This is a genomic window from Cellulomonas sp. Root137 (genome assembly GCF_001426725.1).
Lineage (GTDB): Bacteria > Actinomycetota > Actinomycetes > Actinomycetales > Cellulomonadaceae > Cellulomonas.
Window position 1 is genome coordinate 1,554,965 of sequence record NZ_LMFG01000001.1, and the last position, 17,752, is coordinate 1,572,716.

The 17,752-nt window shown below is 72.2% G+C and carries 15 protein-coding genes; 11 read left to right on the forward strand and 4 right to left on the reverse strand.

Annotated elements, in window-relative coordinates; translation table 11 throughout:
• Nucleotides 1–56: 56 nt before the first annotated feature.
• The 9 genes from nuoI (at nt 57) to ASD18_RS07450 (ending at nt 10,525) form a co-directional block, all read left to right on the forward strand.
• Nucleotides 57–734 (forward strand): NADH-quinone oxidoreductase subunit NuoI, encoded by a 678-nt coding sequence (gene nuoI, locus ASD18_RS07410; RefSeq protein ID WP_056091775.1) that lies wholly within the window; start codon nt 57–59, stop codon nt 732–734.
• The gene (locus ASD18_RS07415; protein ID WP_056088777.1) at nt 731–1,663 is read left to right on the forward strand and encodes an NADH-quinone oxidoreductase subunit J; all 933 of its coding nucleotides are present in this window, start codon (nt 731–733) and stop codon (nt 1,661–1,663) included. The genes nuoI and ASD18_RS07415 overlap by 4 nt, the downstream gene beginning before the upstream one ends.
• Nucleotides 1,660–1,959 (forward strand): NADH-quinone oxidoreductase subunit NuoK, encoded by a 300-nt coding sequence (gene nuoK, locus ASD18_RS07420; RefSeq protein WP_056088780.1) that lies wholly within the window; start codon nt 1,660–1,662, stop codon nt 1,957–1,959. Before ASD18_RS07415 ends, nuoK begins: the two co-directional genes overlap by 4 nt.
• A 6-nt stretch (nt 1,960–1,965) precedes the next feature.
• The gene (nuoL, locus tag ASD18_RS07425) at nt 1,966–3,951 is read left to right on the forward strand and encodes an NADH-quinone oxidoreductase subunit L (protein WP_082573636.1); all 1,986 of its coding nucleotides are present in this window, start codon (nt 1,966–1,968) and stop codon (nt 3,949–3,951) included.
• Nucleotides 3,952–3,966: 15 nt separating this feature from the next.
• Nucleotides 3,967–5,514, forward strand: coding sequence for an NADH-quinone oxidoreductase subunit M (locus ASD18_RS07430; protein ID WP_056088783.1), 1,548 nt, complete (start codon nt 3,967–3,969; stop codon nt 5,512–5,514).
• Nucleotides 5,511–7,181, forward strand: coding sequence for an NADH-quinone oxidoreductase subunit NuoN (gene nuoN / locus ASD18_RS07435; RefSeq protein WP_056088786.1), 1,671 nt, complete (start codon nt 5,511–5,513; stop codon nt 7,179–7,181). The genes ASD18_RS07430 and nuoN overlap by 4 nt, the downstream gene beginning before the upstream one ends.
• Before the next feature lie 48 nt (nt 7,182–7,229).
• Complete coding sequence (locus ASD18_RS07440; protein WP_056088788.1) at nt 7,230–8,237, forward strand: polyprenyl synthetase family protein; 1,008 nt, start codon at nt 7,230–7,232, stop codon at nt 8,235–8,237.
• Nucleotides 8,238–8,310: 73 nt separating this feature from the next.
• Entirely contained in the window at nt 8,311–9,705 is a 1,395-nt protein-coding gene (locus ASD18_RS07445; RefSeq protein ID WP_056088792.1) for an RDD family protein, read from the forward strand.
• An 88-nt stretch (nt 9,706–9,793) separates the two neighbouring features.
• Nucleotides 9,794–10,525: a PP2C family serine/threonine-protein phosphatase gene (locus tag ASD18_RS07450; RefSeq protein ID WP_056088795.1), complete on the forward strand. Its 732-nt coding sequence runs from the start codon at nt 9,794–9,796 to the stop codon at nt 10,523–10,525.
• Here ASD18_RS07450 and rarD read toward each other — a convergent pair.
• Nucleotides 10,494–11,465 carry an EamA family transporter RarD gene (rarD, locus tag ASD18_RS07455; RefSeq protein WP_056088798.1) on the reverse strand — a complete coding sequence of 324 codons (972 nt, stop codon included), beginning with the start codon at nt 11,463–11,465 and terminating at the stop codon, nt 10,494–10,496. The two genes, ASD18_RS07450 and rarD, sit on opposite strands and share 32 nt — an antisense overlap.
• 302 nt (nt 11,466–11,767) lie before the next feature.
• Between rarD and ASD18_RS07465 the strand changes: the two genes are divergently transcribed.
• Nucleotides 11,768–13,552 carry a carbohydrate-binding module family 20 domain-containing protein gene (locus ASD18_RS07465; protein WP_056088805.1) on the forward strand — a complete coding sequence of 595 codons (1,785 nt, stop codon included), beginning with the start codon at nt 11,768–11,770 and terminating at the stop codon, nt 13,550–13,552.
• A gap of 271 nt (nt 13,553–13,823) precedes the next feature.
• On the forward strand, nt 13,824–15,197 hold the full coding sequence (locus ASD18_RS07470) for an FAD-dependent oxidoreductase (protein ID WP_056088807.1): 1,374 nt from the start codon (nt 13,824–13,826) through the stop codon (nt 15,195–15,197).
• Nucleotides 15,198–15,264: 67 nt separating this feature from the next.
• Here ASD18_RS07470 and ASD18_RS07475 read toward each other — a convergent pair whose 3' ends face one another.
• Genes ASD18_RS07475 through ASD18_RS07485 form a run of 3 tightly spaced genes read right to left on the reverse strand, consistent with a single transcriptional unit; the run spans nt 15,265 to nt 17,749 of the window.
• Nucleotides 15,265–16,053 (reverse strand): amino acid ABC transporter ATP-binding protein, encoded by a 789-nt coding sequence (locus ASD18_RS07475; RefSeq protein ID WP_304438215.1) that lies wholly within the window; start codon nt 16,051–16,053, stop codon nt 15,265–15,267.
• Entirely contained in the window at nt 16,050–16,916 is an 867-nt protein-coding gene (locus tag ASD18_RS07480; RefSeq protein ID WP_369817253.1) for an amino acid ABC transporter permease, read from the reverse strand. The genes ASD18_RS07475 and ASD18_RS07480 overlap by 4 nt, the downstream gene beginning before the upstream one ends.
• On the reverse strand, nt 16,913–17,749 hold the full coding sequence (locus tag ASD18_RS07485; protein ID WP_056088817.1) for an ABC transporter substrate-binding protein: 837 nt from the start codon (nt 17,747–17,749) through the stop codon (nt 16,913–16,915). Before ASD18_RS07485 ends, ASD18_RS07480 begins: the two co-directional genes overlap by 4 nt.
• Between the last annotated feature and the right edge of the window lie 3 nt (nt 17,750–17,752).

A 17,752-nucleotide genomic window follows, 5' to 3' on the forward strand; every position in this document is an offset into this window, starting at 1 on the left:
CGCCGAAGCCGCGCGCCGGCGAGGTCGCGGCCCCGCAGGAGGGGTACCAGTCCCTCATCGAGCCGCGCGGTCCGCTCTCCGACCTGTTCGCCCCGGTCGGCGGGTTCGGCGTCACGCTCTCGAACATGTTCCGGCCGACGGTCACCGACCAGTACCCGTCGGAGAAGGCACCGACCAAGCCGCGGTACCACGGTCGTCACCAGCTCAACCGGTACGCCGACGGGCTGGAGAAGTGCATCGGGTGCGAGCTGTGCGCCTGGGCGTGCCCCGCGGACGCGATCTACGTCGAGGGCGCGGACAACACCCCCGACAACCAGCGCTCGCCGGGGGAGCGGTACGGCAGCGTCTACCAGATCAACTACCTGCGGTGCATCTTCTGCGGCCTGTGCATCGAGGCGTGCCCGACGCGCGCGCTGACCATGACCAACGAGTACGAGCTGGCTGGTCCCACGCGTGCCGGCATGATCTGGGAGAAGCAGGACCTGCTGGCCCCGCTGCGCAGCGGGATGCTCCAGGCGCCGCACCCCATGGTCGAGGGCACCACCGACACGGACTACTACCGCGGGGCCGTCACGGCCTCGACCCCGGCGCAGGCCGCGTGGGTCACCGAGCACCGTCCCGACGACCCGACGCTGCCCGGCGGCGCGGGGCTGGATGCGGCGAACGTGCCCGGTGAGACGGCTGCCGTCATGGCCGCGACCGTGGCCGCCGCGACGAAGCAGGGGAAGCGATGAGAGGCCTGGCCACGACCCTGCTCGAGACGGGGGAGACGACGACCGCCGAGGCGGTGCTGTTCTGGACGCTCGGGCCGATCATGGTCCTCGCCGCCCTGAGCCTGCTGTTCGCCAAGAAGGCGGTGCACGCCGCGCTCTCGGTGGTCGTGGTGATGATCTCGCTGGCGTTCCTCTACGTCGCGCAGGACGCCGTGTTCCTCGGGGTCGTGCAGGTGGTCGTCTACACCGGCGCCGTGATGATGCTCTTCCTGTTCGTGCTCATGCTCGTCGGCGTCGACAGCTCGGACTCGCTGGTGGAGACCATCCGCGGGCAGCGCTGGATCGGCCTGCTGGCGGGCGCCGGGCTCGGCGTGGTGCTCGTCGGGGTCGTGGGCCGTGCCAGCTACGGCAAGCCGTTCGGCCTGAGCGGCGAGGCGAGCTCGCAGAACCCCACCGGCGTCGCGCACATCATCTTCGGCGAGTACGTGTTCGCGTTCGAGGTCGTCGGCGCCCTGCTGGTCACCGCCGCGCTCGGCGCCCTCGTGCTCACGCACCGGCAGCGCCTCACGCCACGCGTCGGGCAGCGGGAGCGGGCCGACGCGCGCGTCGCGGCCGGTGCGACCCTCACGCCACTGCCGGCCCCGGGCGTGTACGCCCGCCACAACGCGATGGACGTCCCGGCCCTCGGGCCTGACGGCCAGCCCATCGAGAGCTCGGTGTCCCGCGTGCTGCGCATCCGCGGCCAGGAGGCCGACGCGGAGGAGTTCGCCGCGCGGACCGAGCGGGTGCTCGCGGGCGCCTCCCAGGTCCGTGGCACCCCACCACCCCTGGCGGCACCCGAGGGAGCGTCGGCGAACGCGCCTGAGCTCGGCGCCGCCGTGAGCGACACGGGCCAGAACGGGCCGTCGACCGGCACCTCGGGCGTCATCGGACAGGAGGACGGCAAGTGAGCCTCACCCACTACCTGGTCCTGTCCGCGCTGCTGTTCTCGATCGGCGCCACGACGGTGCTGCTGCGCCGGAACGCGATCATCGTGTTCATGGGCGTCGAGCTCATGCTCAACGCCTCGAACCTGGCGCTCGTCACGTTCGCCCGGATCCACGGTGACCTGACGGGGCAGGTGCTCGCGTTCTTCGTGATGGTCGTCGCCGCCGCCGAGGTCGTCGTCGGGCTCGCGATCATCGTGGCCATCTTCCGCACCCGGCGCTCGGCCTCGGTCGACGACATCAACCTGTTGAAGAGCTGAGGGGCCGTGCACAGCCTGACAACTCTGGTGGCCAGCCTGCCGTCCGAGAGCTTCGAGCCCGCGAGCGAGATCGTGCGCAGCGGGGTGCTGCTCGTCGCACCCCTGCTCGTCGGCCTCCCGCTGCTGAGCGCCGCGGTGCTCCTGCTGTCGGGCCGCCGGTCCGACCGGTGGGGACACTGGCTCGGCGTGCTGGCGTCGACGGCCTCCTTCGTGGTCGCCGCGATCGTGTTCGTCGCCATGCTGCAGCGGTCGGCCGACGCCCGCGTGATCGACGTGTCGCTGGGCACCTGGATCGACGCCGGCGCCTTCCAGCTCGACGCGGGGATGCGACTCGACCCGCTGTCGCTGACGTTCGTCCTGCTGGTGACGTTCGTCGGCACCCTGATCCACGTCTACGCCGTGGCGTACATGGAGCACGACGCCGACCGCCGCCGGTTCTTCGCGTACCTCAACCTGTTCGTCGCGGCGATGCTCATCCTCGTGCTGGCCGACAGCTACCTGCTGCTGTTCGTCGGCTGGGAGGGCGTCGGCCTGGCGTCGTACCTGCTCATCGGGTTCTGGAACCACCACTACGACTACGCGGTCGCCGCCAAGAAGGCGTTCGTCGCCAACCGCATCGGCGACCTGGGCCTGATCATCGCGCTCGGGCTGATGTTCGCGACCTTCGGCGCCGTGGACTTCGGGACGGTGCTCAGCGGCGTCGAGGGCAGCGCGAGCCAGGGGACGCTCACCGCCATCGGGCTCATGCTCCTGCTGGCCGCGTGCGGCAAGTCGGCACAGTTCCCGCTGCAGTCCTGGCTCGGCGACGCGATGGCCGGCCCGACGCCCGTGTCCGCGCTCATCCACGCGGCGACCATGGTGACCGCCGGCGTCTACCTCATCGTCCGGTCGGCACCCCTGTTCGACGCCGCTCCGACGGCCCAGCTGGTCGTGGTCATCGTCGGCGCCATCACCCTGCTGTTCGGGGCGATCGTCGGCTGCGCCAAGGACGACATCAAGAAGGCGCTGGCCGCCTCGACGATGTCCCAGATCGGCTACATGATCCTGGCCGCCGGCCTCGGCCCGGTCGGGTACGCGTTCGCGATCTTCCACCTGATCACGCACGGCTTCTTCAAGGCCGGCATGTTCCTCGGCGCCGGCTCCGTCATGCACGGCATGGACGACCAGGTGGACATGCGCCGCTTCGGCGGGCTCGCGCGGTACATGACGATCACGTGGCTGACGTTCATGGCCGGCTGGCTGGCCATCATCGGCGTCCCACCGTTCTCCGGGTTCTTCAGCAAGGACAAGATCATCGAGGCCGCGTTCGTGCCGGTCGACGGGTCGCCGTGGCGGGCCTGGGTGTTCGGCGGCATCACGCTGCTGGGCGCCGGGATCACCGCGTTCTACATGTCCCGGCTGTTCTTCATGACGTTCGAGGGCGAGCGCCGCTGGTCCACCAAGCGCGACGGCACGGCGCAGCACCCCCACGAGTCCCCGAGGCTCATGACGTGGCCGATGATCGTGCTGGCCATCGGGTCGATCGGACTCGGGTTCTTCCTGAACCTCGGTGGTCGGTTCGTCGACTGGCTCGCGCCGGTGCTCGGGCACCCCGAGCACGAGGAGCCGGTGCTGCCCATCTGGGTGATCACCGTCCTCACGCTCGGGCTCGTGATCGTCGGCGTGGTGATCGCCTGGCGGCGGTACGCCATCTCGCAGGTGCCCGTCATCCCCCCGGTGGGCACGGAGCTCACCCGCGCCGCCCGCGTCGACCTCTACCAGGACTCGGTCAACGACGTCCTGCTGGTCGAGCCGGGGCAGGCGCTCACCCGCTCGCTCGTGTACGCGGACCGCACGGCCATCGACGGCACCGTCACCGGGGTCGGCCTGTCCACCGTCGTGCTGGGCGGATGGGCGCGGCGGCTGCAGACCGGGTACGTCCGGTCGTATGCCGCGTCGATGCTGCTCGGGCTCGTCGTCCTCGTCGTCGCCGTCCTGGTCATCCAGAACTGAGGAGTGCTCACACCGATGTCGTCCTCCTTCCCCTGGCTGACCGCCCTCATCGTCGTGCCCCTGCTGGGCGCGGTGGCGCTGTGGGTGCTCCCGGCCGGCCGCACCCGGGCCGTCGCGCTCGGCGTGGCGCTGCTCGAGCTCCTGCTCGGCGTCGCTGCGCTCACCGCCTTCGACGTCGCCGACGCCGGCGCCGTCCAGCTCACCGAGGTCCACGGCTGGATCCCCGCGTTCGGGGTGTCCTACGCGGTCGGCGTCGACGGCGTGGGCCTGATCCTGGTGCTCATGTCGGTGCTGATCGTGCCGCTGGTGGTGCTGGCCGCCTGGCGCGAGCAGGGCGCGCTCACCGTCGCCACCGACCAGCTGCGCCGCTACCTGGCCCTCGTCCTGCTGCTCGAGGCGTTCATCGTGGCGGTGTTCGCCGCGCGCGACGTGTTCTTCTTCTACGTCCTGTTCGAGGCCATGCTCATCCCGGTCTACTTCATGATCGGGTTGTTCGGCGGGGCGCAGCGGCGGTACGCGGCCGTGAAGTTCCTCCTGTACTCGCTGACCGGCGGGCTGATCATGCTCGTCGCGGTGATCGCCCTGTACCTGCAGGGACCGGGCGGGCCGCAGGGCTTCCTGACGGAGAACCTCACGGGGCTCACGCTCGACCCGACCGCCGAGAAGCTCATGTTCAGCGCGTTCTTCCTGGCGTTCGCCATCAAGGCGCCCATGTTCCCCGTGCACACCTGGTTGCCCGACGCCGCCGAGAACGCCCCCGCCGGCACCTCCACGCTGCTGGTCGGCGTGCTGGACAAGGTCGGCACGTTCGGGATGCTCACGCTCTGCCTGCCGCTGTTCCCGAACGCCTCCCGCTGGGCAGCGCCGGTGGTCATCGTGCTGGCCGTGATCTCGATCCTCTACGGGGCGCTGCTCGCGATCGGGCAGAAGGACCTGATGCGCCTGATCGCCTACACGTCGGTCTCGCACTTCGGCTTCATCGTGCTGGGGATCTTCGCGTTCACCTCGACGTCGGTGGCGGGCTCGTCGTTCTACATGGTCAACCACGGCCTCTCGACGGCCGCCCTGTTCCTCATCGCCGGCTTCCTGGTGGCCCGTCGCGGGTCGCAGCAGATCGCCGACTTCGGTGGGCTGCAGAAGGTGGTGCCGGTCATCGCGGGGACGTTCCTCGTGGCGGGCCTCTCGGCGCTGTCGCTGCCGGGCCTGTCGACGTTCGTCAGCGAGTTCCTCGTCCTGGTCGGCACGTTCGCCCGGCACCCGGCCGCGGCCATCGTCGCGAGCCTCGGCGTGGTGCTCGCCGCGGTCTACGTGCTCTGGACGTACCAGCGCATGTTCACCGGCCCGGTCCGCCCGGAGCTCGCGACCATGCCCGACGCGGTGACCCGGGAGAAGTGGGTCGTCGCCCCGCTGCTCGCCCTGATGGTGGTGTTCGGCTTCGTGCCCGGACCCGCGCTCGACCTGGTCCGGCCGCCCGCGTCCGTCACGCTCGAGCAGGTGGGCGTGCAGGACGTGCCCGTCGCCGCCACCTCGCACATCACCGACGACGAAGGGAGCGACCAGTGACCGACTTCGTCGCACCGGACGTCGACTGGGCCGCCCTGAGCCCCGTCGTCATCGTGCTGATCGCCGCCGTGCTCGGCGTGCTGGTCGAGGCCTTCGTGCCCGTCCGCGCGCGGCGCACCGTGCAGCTGTCCCTCGCGCTCGCCGCGCTCTTCGGCGCGATCATCGCGGTCGCGGCGCTGTGGAGCGGGGTCGAGGACACGGGCGGGACCGTCGTGCTCGGCGGGTCGCTGCTCGTCGACGGACCGACCCTCGTCCTGCAGGGCACCATCGCCCTGCTCGCCCTGCTGGCGCTCCTGATCATCGCGGACCGCACGGAGACGGGGGAGGACGCGTTCGCGCCCAACGCCGCCGCGGTCCCGGGCTCGGAGTACGAGGAGCTGGCGCGCCGCAAGGGCGTCCGGCAGACCGAGGTCTACCCGCTCGTGCTCTTCGCCACCGGCGGCATGCTGATCTTCCCGGCCACGGGTGACCTGCTCACGCTCTTCGTCGCCCTCGAGGTGCTCTCGCTCCCGCTGTACCTGCTCACGGGCATGGCCCGGCGGCGTCGCCTGCTCTCGCAGGAGGCGTCGATGAAGTACTTCCTGCTGGGCGCGTTCTCCTCCGCGCTGCTCCTGTTCGGCATCGCGCTGGTCTACGGCTACTCCGGCTCGCTGCGGTACTCCGAGATCGCCGAGGCCACGCAGGTGCCCGGCGGGCTGGACAGCCTGCTGCTCGTCGGGTCCGTGCTGATCCTGTCCGGCCTGCTGTTCAAGGTCGGCGCGGTGCCGTTCCACACGTGGACGCCGGACGTCTACCAGGGTGCGCCCACCCCGATCACCGGCTTCATGGCCGCGTGCACCAAGGCCGCCGCGTTCGGTGCGCTCCTGCGGATCGTCTACACGATGCTCCCGGGCCTGGCATGGGACCTCGGCGTGGTGCTCTGGACGGTCGCGATCCTCACCATGGTCGTCGGCACGGTGGCCGCGCTGGTGCAGACGGACATGAAGCGCGTCCTGGGGTACTCCTCGATCGCGCACGCCGGGTTCATCCTCACGGGCATCATCGCGCTGAACCAGGCCGGCATCACGGCGGTCCTCTTCTACCTGCTGGTCTACGGGGCGGCGACGATCGGCGCGTTCGGCATCGTCTGGCTGGTGCGCGAGCGGTCCGGCGAGGGACCGGGGGCGGTCCTCGGCGAGGCCACCCACCTGTCGCAGTGGGCCGGCCTCGGCCGCACCCACCCGCTGCTCGCCCTCACGTTCGCCCTGTTCCTCCTGTCGTTCGCCGGCATCCCGCTGACGGCCGGCTTCGCGGGGAAGTTCTCGGTGTTCTCCGCGGCGGTCGAGGGCGGCGCCTGGCCGTTGGCGCTCATCGGCGTCCTGGCGTCGGCGGCGGCGGTGTTCTTCTACGTGCGGATCATCGTGCTGATGTTCTTCACGGAGCCGGCGGGGACCGACGAGGAGGCCACGGGCACGGCGGTGGCGGCGCCCTCGGGCGACGGCTTCGCGGCGATCGGGGACACCGCGGTCGTGGTCGAGGCCCGCTCCACGGTCACGACGACGGTCGTGGGGACCGAGGGGTTCGCCGTGGTCGCGATCGCGGTCTGCGCGATCCTCACGGTCGTTCTCGGCGTGTTCCCGTCCCCGGTGCTCGAGCTGATCGACGGCGTGGCGGCATTCCTGCCCTGAGTGCCCCGCCTGTCGGGCGCGGTCGCTGCGCCGGGATAGGTTCTAGCCGTGACTTCCCTGACGGCCTTCCCGCTGGCCGATCCTGACCTGGCCGACCGGTTGGCCGTGCGGCTCGCGCTGGTCGAGGAGCGTCTGCGGGACGCGGTGACCAACGTGGACCCCCTGGCGGACGACGCGTCGCGCCACCTGGTGAACGCCGGCGGCAAGCGGCTGCGTCCGCTGCTCACCCTGCTGGCGGCGGAGCTGGGCGACGGGTCGCGGCGTGAGGTGGTCGACGCCGCGGTCGTCGTCGAGCTCACCCACCTGGCCACGCTCTACCACGACGACGTCATGGACTCCGCGCCGCTGCGCCGCGGCGCCCCGGCGGCGCACGAGGTCTGGGGCAACTCGGTCGCCATCCTCACCGGGGACCTGCTGTTCGCCCGGGCGTCGGCCACCGTGGCCGGGCTCGGTCCCGACGCGGTCCGCATCCAGGCCGCCACGTTCGAGCGTCTGTGCCTCGGTCAGCTGCACGAGACGGTCGGCCCGCGGCCCGAGGACGACCGGGTCGCCCACTACCTGCAGGTGCTGGCGGACAAGACCGCGTCGCTCATCGCCACGTCGGCCCGGTTCGGCGCGATGTTCGCGGGGTGCCGGCCCGACGTCGTGGCCACCGTCACCGGGTTCGGCGAGAAGATCGGCGTGGCGTTCCAGCTGGCGGACGACGTCATCGACCTCACCTCCGACGGGGACGTCACCGGCAAGACCCCCGGCACCGACCTGCGGGAGCGGGTGCCGACGATGCCGGCGCTGCTCCTGCGCGCCCGCGCCGCCGGCCCGGACGCGACGGAGGAGGACCGGCGACTGGTCGCTCTCCTCGACGGCGACCTCTCGGGCGATGACGACCTCGCCTCGGCCGTCGCCGCGCTGCGCGTGCACCCGGTGGTCGGTGAGACGCGCGACCGCGCGGTCGCGCTGGCGCAGGCCGCCGTCCGCGAGCTCGACCCGCTGCCGGCCGGTCCGGTGAAGGACGCCCTCGTGTCGTTCGCGGACGCGCTGGTGGACCGCGCGTCCTGAGCCTGTCGCGGGAACGCGATCTGGCACCATGGCCGCGCGGCCCCGCTCCGGGGACCGCAGCCGGAGGACCGCCGTGAGCACGACCCCGACCGAGCCGACAGCGGCGGTACAGACGCGTGCCGCCCGGCGCGCGACGAGCAGTGCTCCCGTCACGCCGGGATCGGTCGCCCCCGTCGGGACGCGCGTGCTGGCGCACGCCCTCGACCTGCTCGTCGCGCTGGCCGCGGTGGGCCTCGGCTACGCGATCGCCGCGGCCACGTCGGCGCCTCGGTCCGCTCTCCTGCCCGGCCTGCTGGGACTGCTGGTGGCGATCGGGCAGTGGGTGGCGGAGGCTCGCACGGGCGCGACGGTCGGCGGCGCCGTGGTGGGCATCCGGACGGTGGCCGTCCCGACGGGCCGGCCCGCCGGCATGCTGGCGATCCTCGTCCGGCAGCTGGTCGTCGCGGCCGGTGCCCTCGCGTGCCTGGTGGGCCAGTGGGTCGTGGTGGCGTCCGGTGCGTGGGACCACAGCCCGGCGCAGCGGGGCTGGCACGACAAGGCGGCCGGCACGCTCGTCCTGCGCGCACGAGCCCTGCGGTCGCCGGTGGTCGGAGCGGGCACCACGGCGGCGTGGAACACCGCCGTCGCGCGGGCCGTCGGCCAGGGGCCACGCGAGCCGAGCCCGTCCGTGCCGCCGGACGCCGTCGGCCAGGGGCCGCGTGAGCCGATCCCGTTCGTGCCGCCGCCGCCCGGACCGGACGCCCCCGGCCTGGTCCGGAGCGCCCCGCACGACCGGACCCGAACCACCCCTGCACCCCTCGAGACCCCCGTCATCACGGGGATGCCCGGCGTCGACGCTGCACCGCCCGCGGTCGAGGCGCCGGCGGCGGCGTCGGTCATCGACGTGCCGGACGCGCCGGCCCTCGACGTCCCCGCACCGCCGGTCGCAGCACCCGGCCTCCTCCCCGGGCCGCGCCCCGACCTCACGGGAGCCCCGCGCGTGCGTCCGGCCGACCCGGGCCTGGGCAAGCTCCAGCGTCTCGCAGACGCGCCGGTGGTGCGTCCTGCGGACCCGGGGCTCGACGACCCGGAGCCGGCGGATGTCGGTCTGGGCGACCTGGAGCACACCCGGCTGCGTCCGTCGGCCCCGGCGCCCCGCGTCCACCTGCACCTGCGGTTCGACACCGGCGAGGAGCTCGACGTCGAGGGCGACGGGCTCGTCGGACGCAGCCCGGCCGCCGAGCCGGGGATCGCCCACGTGGTGTCGATCGACGACCCCGACCGGTCGATCTCGAGGGTCCACCTCGCGTTCGGACCGGAGCCCGGCGGTCGGCGCCTGTGGGTCGTGGACCGCGGGTCGACCAACGGCACGGTGCTCGTCGGCCCGGACGGCACGAGCGTCGCGCTGCCCCCGGGCACGCGGGCGGTGGTCGAGCGCGGGTGGACCGTGCGGTTCGGCCGGCGGAGCCTGCTGGTCCAGGACGGTTGACCTGCATCGCGGCTGCGCCGACCCGTAGCATGGCCGCCGTGAGGACGCCGACCGCCCAGCGACGACGCCGGGCCGCGGGGGCGCGCCGATGATCGAGGACCGGGTGCGACTGGACGTCGGTGTCGCGACGGCGCGAGGACAGCGGGCTCGCAACGAGGACTTCCACTGGGCTGCCGACGGGGTGTACCTCGTGGCGGACGGCATGGGCGGGCACGAGGCCGGCGACGTGGCCAGCCGCACGGCGATCGAGGTGCTCCGGGGTCTGGCGGTCGGCACCCCGGGACCCGACGACGCGCGCCGGACGGTCCGTCAGGCGCACTCCGCGGTCCGGGACCTCCCGGCGACCACGGGACGGCGACCGGGCACCACCGCGACCGGCGTCGTGCTGACGGAGCACGGCGACACCCCGTGCTGGCTCGTGGTCAACGTGGGGGACTCCAGGACGTACCGGATGGCGGGCGGCGTGCTCGAGCAGGTCACGCTCGACCACTCGGAGGTCGCGGAGCTGGTGGCCAGCGGGATCGTGCCCGCCGACGAGGCGAGCCGCCACCCGCGACGGAACGTGGTGACGCGGGTGCTCGGCGGCGGCGCCACGCAGGTCGAGCCCGACGTCTGGCTGCTCCCGGTGAGCCCCGGCGACCGCATGCTGGTGTGCTCCGACGGCCTCACGGACGAGCTGTCGGACGCGCGCATCGAGGCCGAGCTGCGAGCCGAGGACGCGGCTCAGCCCGCGGCGGACCGGCTGGTGGCGGCGGCCCTCGCGGCCGGTGGGCACGACAACATCACGGTCATCGTGGTGGACGCGACGCTGCGGCGCTGACGTCGGCCGCGCGACGGCTGAGCCGTTGGGCGTGACCGTGGCGGATGCCGTCGACCGTGAGGATGCCGAGCGCCACCCACACGAGCGCGAACCCCCACCAGCGTGCGGCCGGCATCTGCTCGTGCAGGACAAGGACTCCGATGAGGAACTGCAGGGTCGGCGCGATGTACTGCAGCAGCCCGATCATCGACAGGGGGAGCCGTCGGGCAGCCGTGTTGAAGAGCAGCAGCGGGATGGACGTGACGATGCCGGACGACGCGAGGACCAGGGCGTGCCCGAGCCCCTCGGTCTCGAACGTCCCCTCGCCGACCGCGCTCAGCCAGACCAGGTAGCCGAGCGCCACGGGGAACAGGACGAGGGTCTCGACCGCCAGACCCGGCACCGCACCGACACTGCGCCCCACGCGGTTCTTCAGCAGCCCGTAGAACCCGAAGCTCAGGGCGAGGGTCAGCGCGATCCAGGGCAGCTGCCCGTAGCCCGCGGTGATGATCACCACCGCGGCGGCCCCGAACCCGAGCGCCACCCACTGCACCGCGCGCAGCCGCTCGCGCAGCACGACGACCGCGAGCGTCACCGTCACGAGCGGGTTGATGAAGTAGCCCAGGGCGGCGTCGACGACGCGGTCGGTGAGGATCCCGAACACGAACACCAGCCAGTTGACGGCGAGCAGGACGGCCGCGATCGCGAGCACGCCGAGGGTCCGCCGGTTGCCCAGCGCCGCGACGAACGTGCCCCACGTGCGGGTGACCATCAGCAGGAGGAGGCAGAACAGCAGGGACCAGACGACGCGGTGCGCGATGATCTCGACCGCTCCGGCGGGCTGCAGCAGCGGGAAGTACAGGGGGAGCACGCCCCACAGGACGTAGGCGCCGACGCCGGTCGCCAGGCCGAGGCCGTCGAGGGGGGTGGCCGCCGGTCGCGTGGCGGGGGAGTCGGTCACCAGCAGAGCCTAGGTCCCTGTTGACGCGTCGGGAGACCTCCCCTAGTGTCCGGTTGCAGCAAGTTTCACCGGCGTTGCAGGTCGTGTTACAGCGCGATGCTCCGCCGGTCCAGCGCGCCCTCCACCGGGTTCCGGCGGTCGGCACACCTCCTCCCGGGACCGGTCCCGCCGGTCCCACCCGCGTTGCCGTGCGCCGCCACCACCCGGTGCGCGTCGGGCGGATGCAGGTCGGTCCCGCGACGGTGCGGTGACCGCGAGCGGCTCGACGACGTCGTCGGGCCCCACCTCGAGGAGTGCACCACGTGTCTGACCACCCGATCCACGTCCGACCGCGCCGAGCCGCCCTCGGCGCCCTGCTCGCCGCGGTCCTGACCCTCGCCGGGCTGACCGCCGCGGGCCTGTCCACCGCCCCGCCCGCCGCAGCCGCACCCGCGACGATGCGCCCGGCCGCCAACCTGTTCCAGTGGACCTGGAACGCGATCGCGCAGGAGTGCTCCACCCAGCTGGGCCCCGCCGGCTACGGGTACGTCCAGACGTCGCCCCCCAACGAGCACGTGGTGCTCGCGGGCCAGTGGTGGACCTCCTACCAGCCGGTCAGCTACAAGGTGGCGTCCAAGCTGGGCACCCGCGCCGAGTACAAGGCCATGATCGACACCTGCCGCACGGCGGGCGTCTCGGTCATCACAGACGTCGTCGTCAACCACATGTCCGGCCAGACCAGCGCCGGCACCGGGTGGGCGGGCACCGCGTACTCCGAGGAGCGCTATCCCGGACCCGAGGGCGGCTACGGCCCCCAGGACTTCCACTCCTGCAAGACCAACATCAGCAACTACACCGACCGCTACCAGGTGCAGAACTGCCGGCTGGTGGGGCTGCAGGACCTCGACACGGGCAGCGACTACGTCCGCTCGGAGATCGCCGCCTACCTCAACGACCTCATCTCGCTGGGCGTCCGCGGCTTCCGGGTCGACGCGTCCAAGCACATCGCCGCCGTCGACCTGGAGGCGATCCGGGGCAAGCTCACCGACCAGAGCGTCTACATCGAGCACGAGGTGATCGCGGGCGGCGGCGAGCCGATCCAGCCGGCGGAGTACTTCGGCTCTGGCGACTCCAACGAGTTCACCTACTCCCGGAACCTCAAGTCGGTGTTCCAGAGCGGCAACCTGTCCTCGCTCGGCGGGCTCAAGGACCAGTCCTGGCTGCTGCCGACCGACAGGGCCGCCGTGTTCGTCGACAACCACGACACCGAGCGCAACGGCGAGACCCTGAGCTACAAGAACGGGTCGGACTACCGCCTGGCCAACGTGTTCGCGCTCAGCTACCCGTACGGCTGGCCGACGGTGTACTCGGGCTACGCGTTCAGCAACAACGACACCGGTGCGCCCCAGCAGGGCAACGGCAAGGTGAACGACGCCGTCTGCGGACAGGGCACCTGGACCTGCGCGCACCGGTGGAACGAGACCGCGCACATGGTCGGCTTCCGCAACGCGGTCGGCACCGCGGCCCTGACCAACGTCTGGAGCGACGGCGGCCGGTTGGCGTACGGGCGCGGGTCGCTCGGGTACGTGGCGATCAACCGCAACGGCTCGGCCCTGCAGCGCACGTTCCAGACGTCCCTGCCGGCCGGGCGGTACTGCGACGTGATCAGCGGCGCGACGACCAGCGGCGGCTGCTCGGGCACCACGGTCACCGTCGCGTCCGGCGGCTCGGCGTCGTTCACGGTGCCCGCCAACGGCTCGGTCGCCCTGCACGTGGGGCAGCCGGCCGGGGGCACGGCGACCCCCACGCCGACGACGTCGCAGATCTCCTTCGGTGTCAACGCGACGACGTCGTGGGGCCAGAACGTGTTCGTCGTGGGCGACCGCGCGGAGCTGGGCAGCTGGAACCCGGCGAGCGCCGTCGCGCTCTCGTCCGCGACCTACCCGGTGTGGCGGGCGTCGGTGACCCTGCCGGCGGGAACGGTCGTCCAGTACAAGTACGTGCGCAAGGAGTCGAACGGCGCGGTCACCTGGGAGTCCGGGTCCAACCGCACCGCGACGGTGCCGGCCAGCGGGGTCCTCACCCTGACCGACACCTGGCGCAGCTAGACCGGTCAGCTGCGTGACGAGGTGCCGACGGCGGCGGCTCGTCATGCAGAAGACCCGCGGACGGGGGTGGCGTCGAGCGCGTGGAGGTGTGCGGCGCCACCCCTTCGCGCGTCTCACGTCTGTCCAGATGCTGGCGGCCACGGAAGGTGTGCCTCACGCCCGGTCCTACACTGGCCTCGAGCACAGTCCTGCACGGTGCCGTCCGTCGTGCCTGCACCCGGCGTGACGCACCTCCCGCAGGGCTCCCCTGATCGGAAGGCACCCGCGTCCCGTGAGCACCCCGACTCTGCGAGTGGCCGTCGTCGGCGCTGGCCCGGCCGGCATCTACGCCGCCGACATCCTGTCGAAGACCGACCTCGACGTCAGCATCGACCTCTTCGAGCGCCTGCCCGCGCCGTTCGGCCTCGTGCGCTATGGCGTCGCGCCCGACCACCCCCGCATCAAGCAGATCATCGTGGCGCTGCACAAGGTGCTGGAGCGCGGTGACATCCGCCTGCTCGCCAACGTCGACTACGGCACCGACCTCAAGCTCGACGACCTGCGCCAGTTCTACGACGCGGTCATCTTCTCGACGGGCTCCATCCGCGACGCCGCGCTGCCGGTCCCGGGCATCGAGCTCGAGGGCTCCTACGGCGCCGCCGACTTCGTGTCCTGGTACGACGGCCACCCCGACGTGCCGCGCACCTGGCCGCTGAACGCCCAGCACGTCGCGGTCCTCGGCGCGGGCAACGTGGCGCTCGACGTGGCCCGCATCCTGTCCAAGCACGCCGACGACCTGCTGCCCACCGAGCTGCCCGCCAACGTCTACGAGATCCTCAAGGCCTCGCCGGTGACGGACGTGCACGTGTTCGCGCGCCGCGGCCCGGCCCAGGTCAAGTTCTCGCCGCTCGAGCTGCGCGAGCTCGGTCACGTCCCGGACGTCGACGTCATCGTCTACCCCGAGGACTTCGACTTCGACGAGGGCTCGATGGCGGCCATCCACTCCTCGAACCAGACCAAGCAGGTGGTCAAGACCCTGACGGACTGGACCCTGAAGGAGCCGGAGGAGAACACCGCGAGCCGGCGCATCCACCTGCACTTCCTGCACAAGCCGGTCGAGATCCTGGGCGAGGACGGCCGCGTGGTCGGCGTCCGCACCGAGCGCACCGCCCTGAACGGCGACGGCAACGTCACGGGCACGGGCCAGCTGCACGACTGGCCGGTCGAGGCCGTGTACCGCGCGGTCGGCTACTTCGGCTCACCGCTGGTGGACATCCCGTTCGACGACGTCGCCGGCGTGATCCCCAACCGCGAGGGCCGCGTCGTCGACGTCGACGGCGAGCACCTGCCCGGCGTGTACGCGACCGGCTGGATCAAGCGCGGGCCTGTCGGCCTCATCGGGCACACCAAGTCGGACGCGTCGGAGACCATCCGCCACCTGGGCGAGGACGTCGCAGACGGCGGCGAGGCGTTCTACACGGCCACCGACCGCGATCCCGAGGCGGTCACCGAGTTCCTGCACGGCCGCGGCGTCGACGTGATCACCTGGCAGGGCTGGGAGCTCCTCGACGCCTACGAGCGCTCGCTCGGGGAGCCGCACGGCCGCGAGCGCGTGAAGCTGGTCCCGCGCGACGAGATGGTGAACGTGTCCCTCGGCCGCGACTGACCCCGTCTGACCACGCGACGTCCGAGGAAGTGGCTGCTCCAGCGCTCACTTCCTCGGACGTCGTCGTCTACGGGCCGGTGATGCGGCGTAGGAACTCGCGCGTGCGGTCCTCACGGGGGCTGCCGAGCACCTGAGCCGGCGTGCCGCGCTCGTGCACGCGACCCTCGTGCAGGAAGCAGACCTCGTCGGCCACCTCGCGCGCGAAGCCCATCTCGTGCGTCGCGATCACCATGGTCAGCCCGGTCTGCTTGAGCTCCGCCAGCAGCGCGAGGACCTCGCCGACCAGCTCCGGGTCGAGCGCGCTTGTCACCTCGTCGAGCAGCATCACGGCCGGCTTGCCGACGAGGGCGCGGGCGATCGCGACTCTCTGCTGCTGACCGCCCGAGAGCTCGTCGGGGAAGGCCTGCGCCTTCGCGGCCAGCCCCACGCGCTCCAGGACGGCGAGCGCCTCGGCCTCCGCCTCCGCGCGCGAGGTCTTGTGCACCAGCCGCGGGGCGAGCGTCACGTTGTCGATCACGCGCAGGTGCGGGAACAGGTTGTAGGCCTGGAACACCATGCCGATGCGGGCCCGGACCGCGTTGGCATCCAGCCGCGGGTCGGTGATGTCCTGCCCCTCGAGCTCGATCACGCCGTCGTCGACGTCCTCGAGCAGGTCGATGCAGCGCAGCAGGGTCGACTTGCCGGAGCCGGACGCGCCGATGAGCACGACGACCTGGTGCGCGTGCACGTCGAGCGAGAGGTCGTCGAGCACCACGTGGTCGCCGAAGGCCTTGCGGACCCCGCGGACGGACAGCAGCGGTGGGTCCAGGCGCAGCGGGCGGCCGGGCATCGGGTCGCGCATCGGTCCCGGGCTCATCGCAGCGCCCCGCCGCCGGCCAGCGTGCTCTGCGCACCGACCCATCCCGAGCGTCGTGCCAGCACGTCGGTGAACCGGGTCAGCGGGATCGTCAGGGCGACGAAGAGCACCCCCGCGACGACGTAGGGAGTGAAGTTGGCGTACCGCGCGGTCTCGATCTGCGCGGCGCGGACCGCGTCGATGGCCCCGAGGATCGAGATGAGCCCGGAGTCCTTGGACAGGGCGACCAGGTCGTTGAGCAGCGGCGGGATCACGCGCCGGACCGCCTGGGGGAGCACCACGTGCTGCATCGCCTGCGCGCGGGTCAGCCCGAGCGAGCGCGCCGCGGCCACCTGCGACGGGTGCACGGACTCGATCCCGGCCCGGAACACCTCCGCGACGTACGCCGAGTACGTGAGCACCAGCGCGAGGGTGCCGAGCGCGACCGCCGACGTCGGGATGCCCTGGAGCCGCAGGCCGGGCAGGCCGAAGCCGACGAGCAGCAGGACGAGGATCAGCGGCAGCCCGCGGAACACGTCGACGTAGCCGGTGGCGAGCGCCCGGACGGGGAAGAACACTGGTCCGCGCAGCGTGCGGGCGAGCGCGAGGCCCATCGCGACGATGACGATGAGGACCGCGCTGACCGCCATGACGCGGATGTTCAGCCACAGCCCCTGCAGGATCGCGGGGAACGAGTCCAGCGCCACGTCCCAGTCGAAGAACGACGCCTTGACGCGCGGCCAGCCGGGGGAGGACACCAGCGCCAGCACCGCGATGGCGACGAGCGCGATCGTCGACAGGAACGCGACCGCGGTCGACCGGCGGGCACGGCTGCGGCGGTAGGCGTCCCGCTCCTGCTGGCGCTCGGAGGGCACCCAGCTCACTGGAGGACCGGTGCACCCGCGGCGTCGGTGAGCCACTCCGCCTCGAGGTCGGCCAGCGTGCCGTCGTCGCGCAGGGCGTCGACAGCGTCGGTGACCGGCCCGGTGAGCGCGCTGCCCTTGTCGAGCACGAGCCCGAACTCGTCACCCCCGGCGCTGTCGGGCAGCGTGCCGACGATCTTCCCGCCGTCCAGCTCGGCCGCCGTGAGGTACAGGGCGGTCGGCAGGTCGACGACGATCGCGTCCACGAGCCCGGCGGTCAGGGCCTGCTTGACCTGGTCGTTGTCGTTGAACGGCGACACCGGGGTGCTCGGGTCGATGGTCTCCTGCGCGGCCGTGAGGCTCGTCGTGCCGACCATCGCACCGATCTTGAGGGACTTGAGGTCGGCGAGCGTCGTCGCGTCGGCGCCTGCCGAGCCCTCGAGCGTCACGACGGCCTGCGAGGTCGTGTAGTACGGCGAGGAGAAGTCGAGGTTGGCCTCGCGCTCGTCGCTGATCGACACCTGGTTGATCGCGAAGTCGAAGTCCTTGGCGCCCGGCGCGATGATCTGGTCGAAGCTGGCCACGGTCCACTCCACGTGGTCCTTGTCGAAGCCCAGCTGGTCGGCCACGGCGTACGCCACGGCCGACTCGAAGCCCTCGCCGCTGGTCGGGTCGTTGTCGATGACCCAGGGCTGGTAGGCCGGGTCGGACGTCGCGATGGTGAGGACGCCGTCCGTGACCGTGGCCAGCGTCCCGTCGCTCGGCGCCTCGCCCGCGTCCTCGTCGGTCGGTGCACAGGCGGCGAGCGTCAGGGCGGCGATCGCGGCGAGGGTGGTCCAGCGGGCTCTGCGCACGGC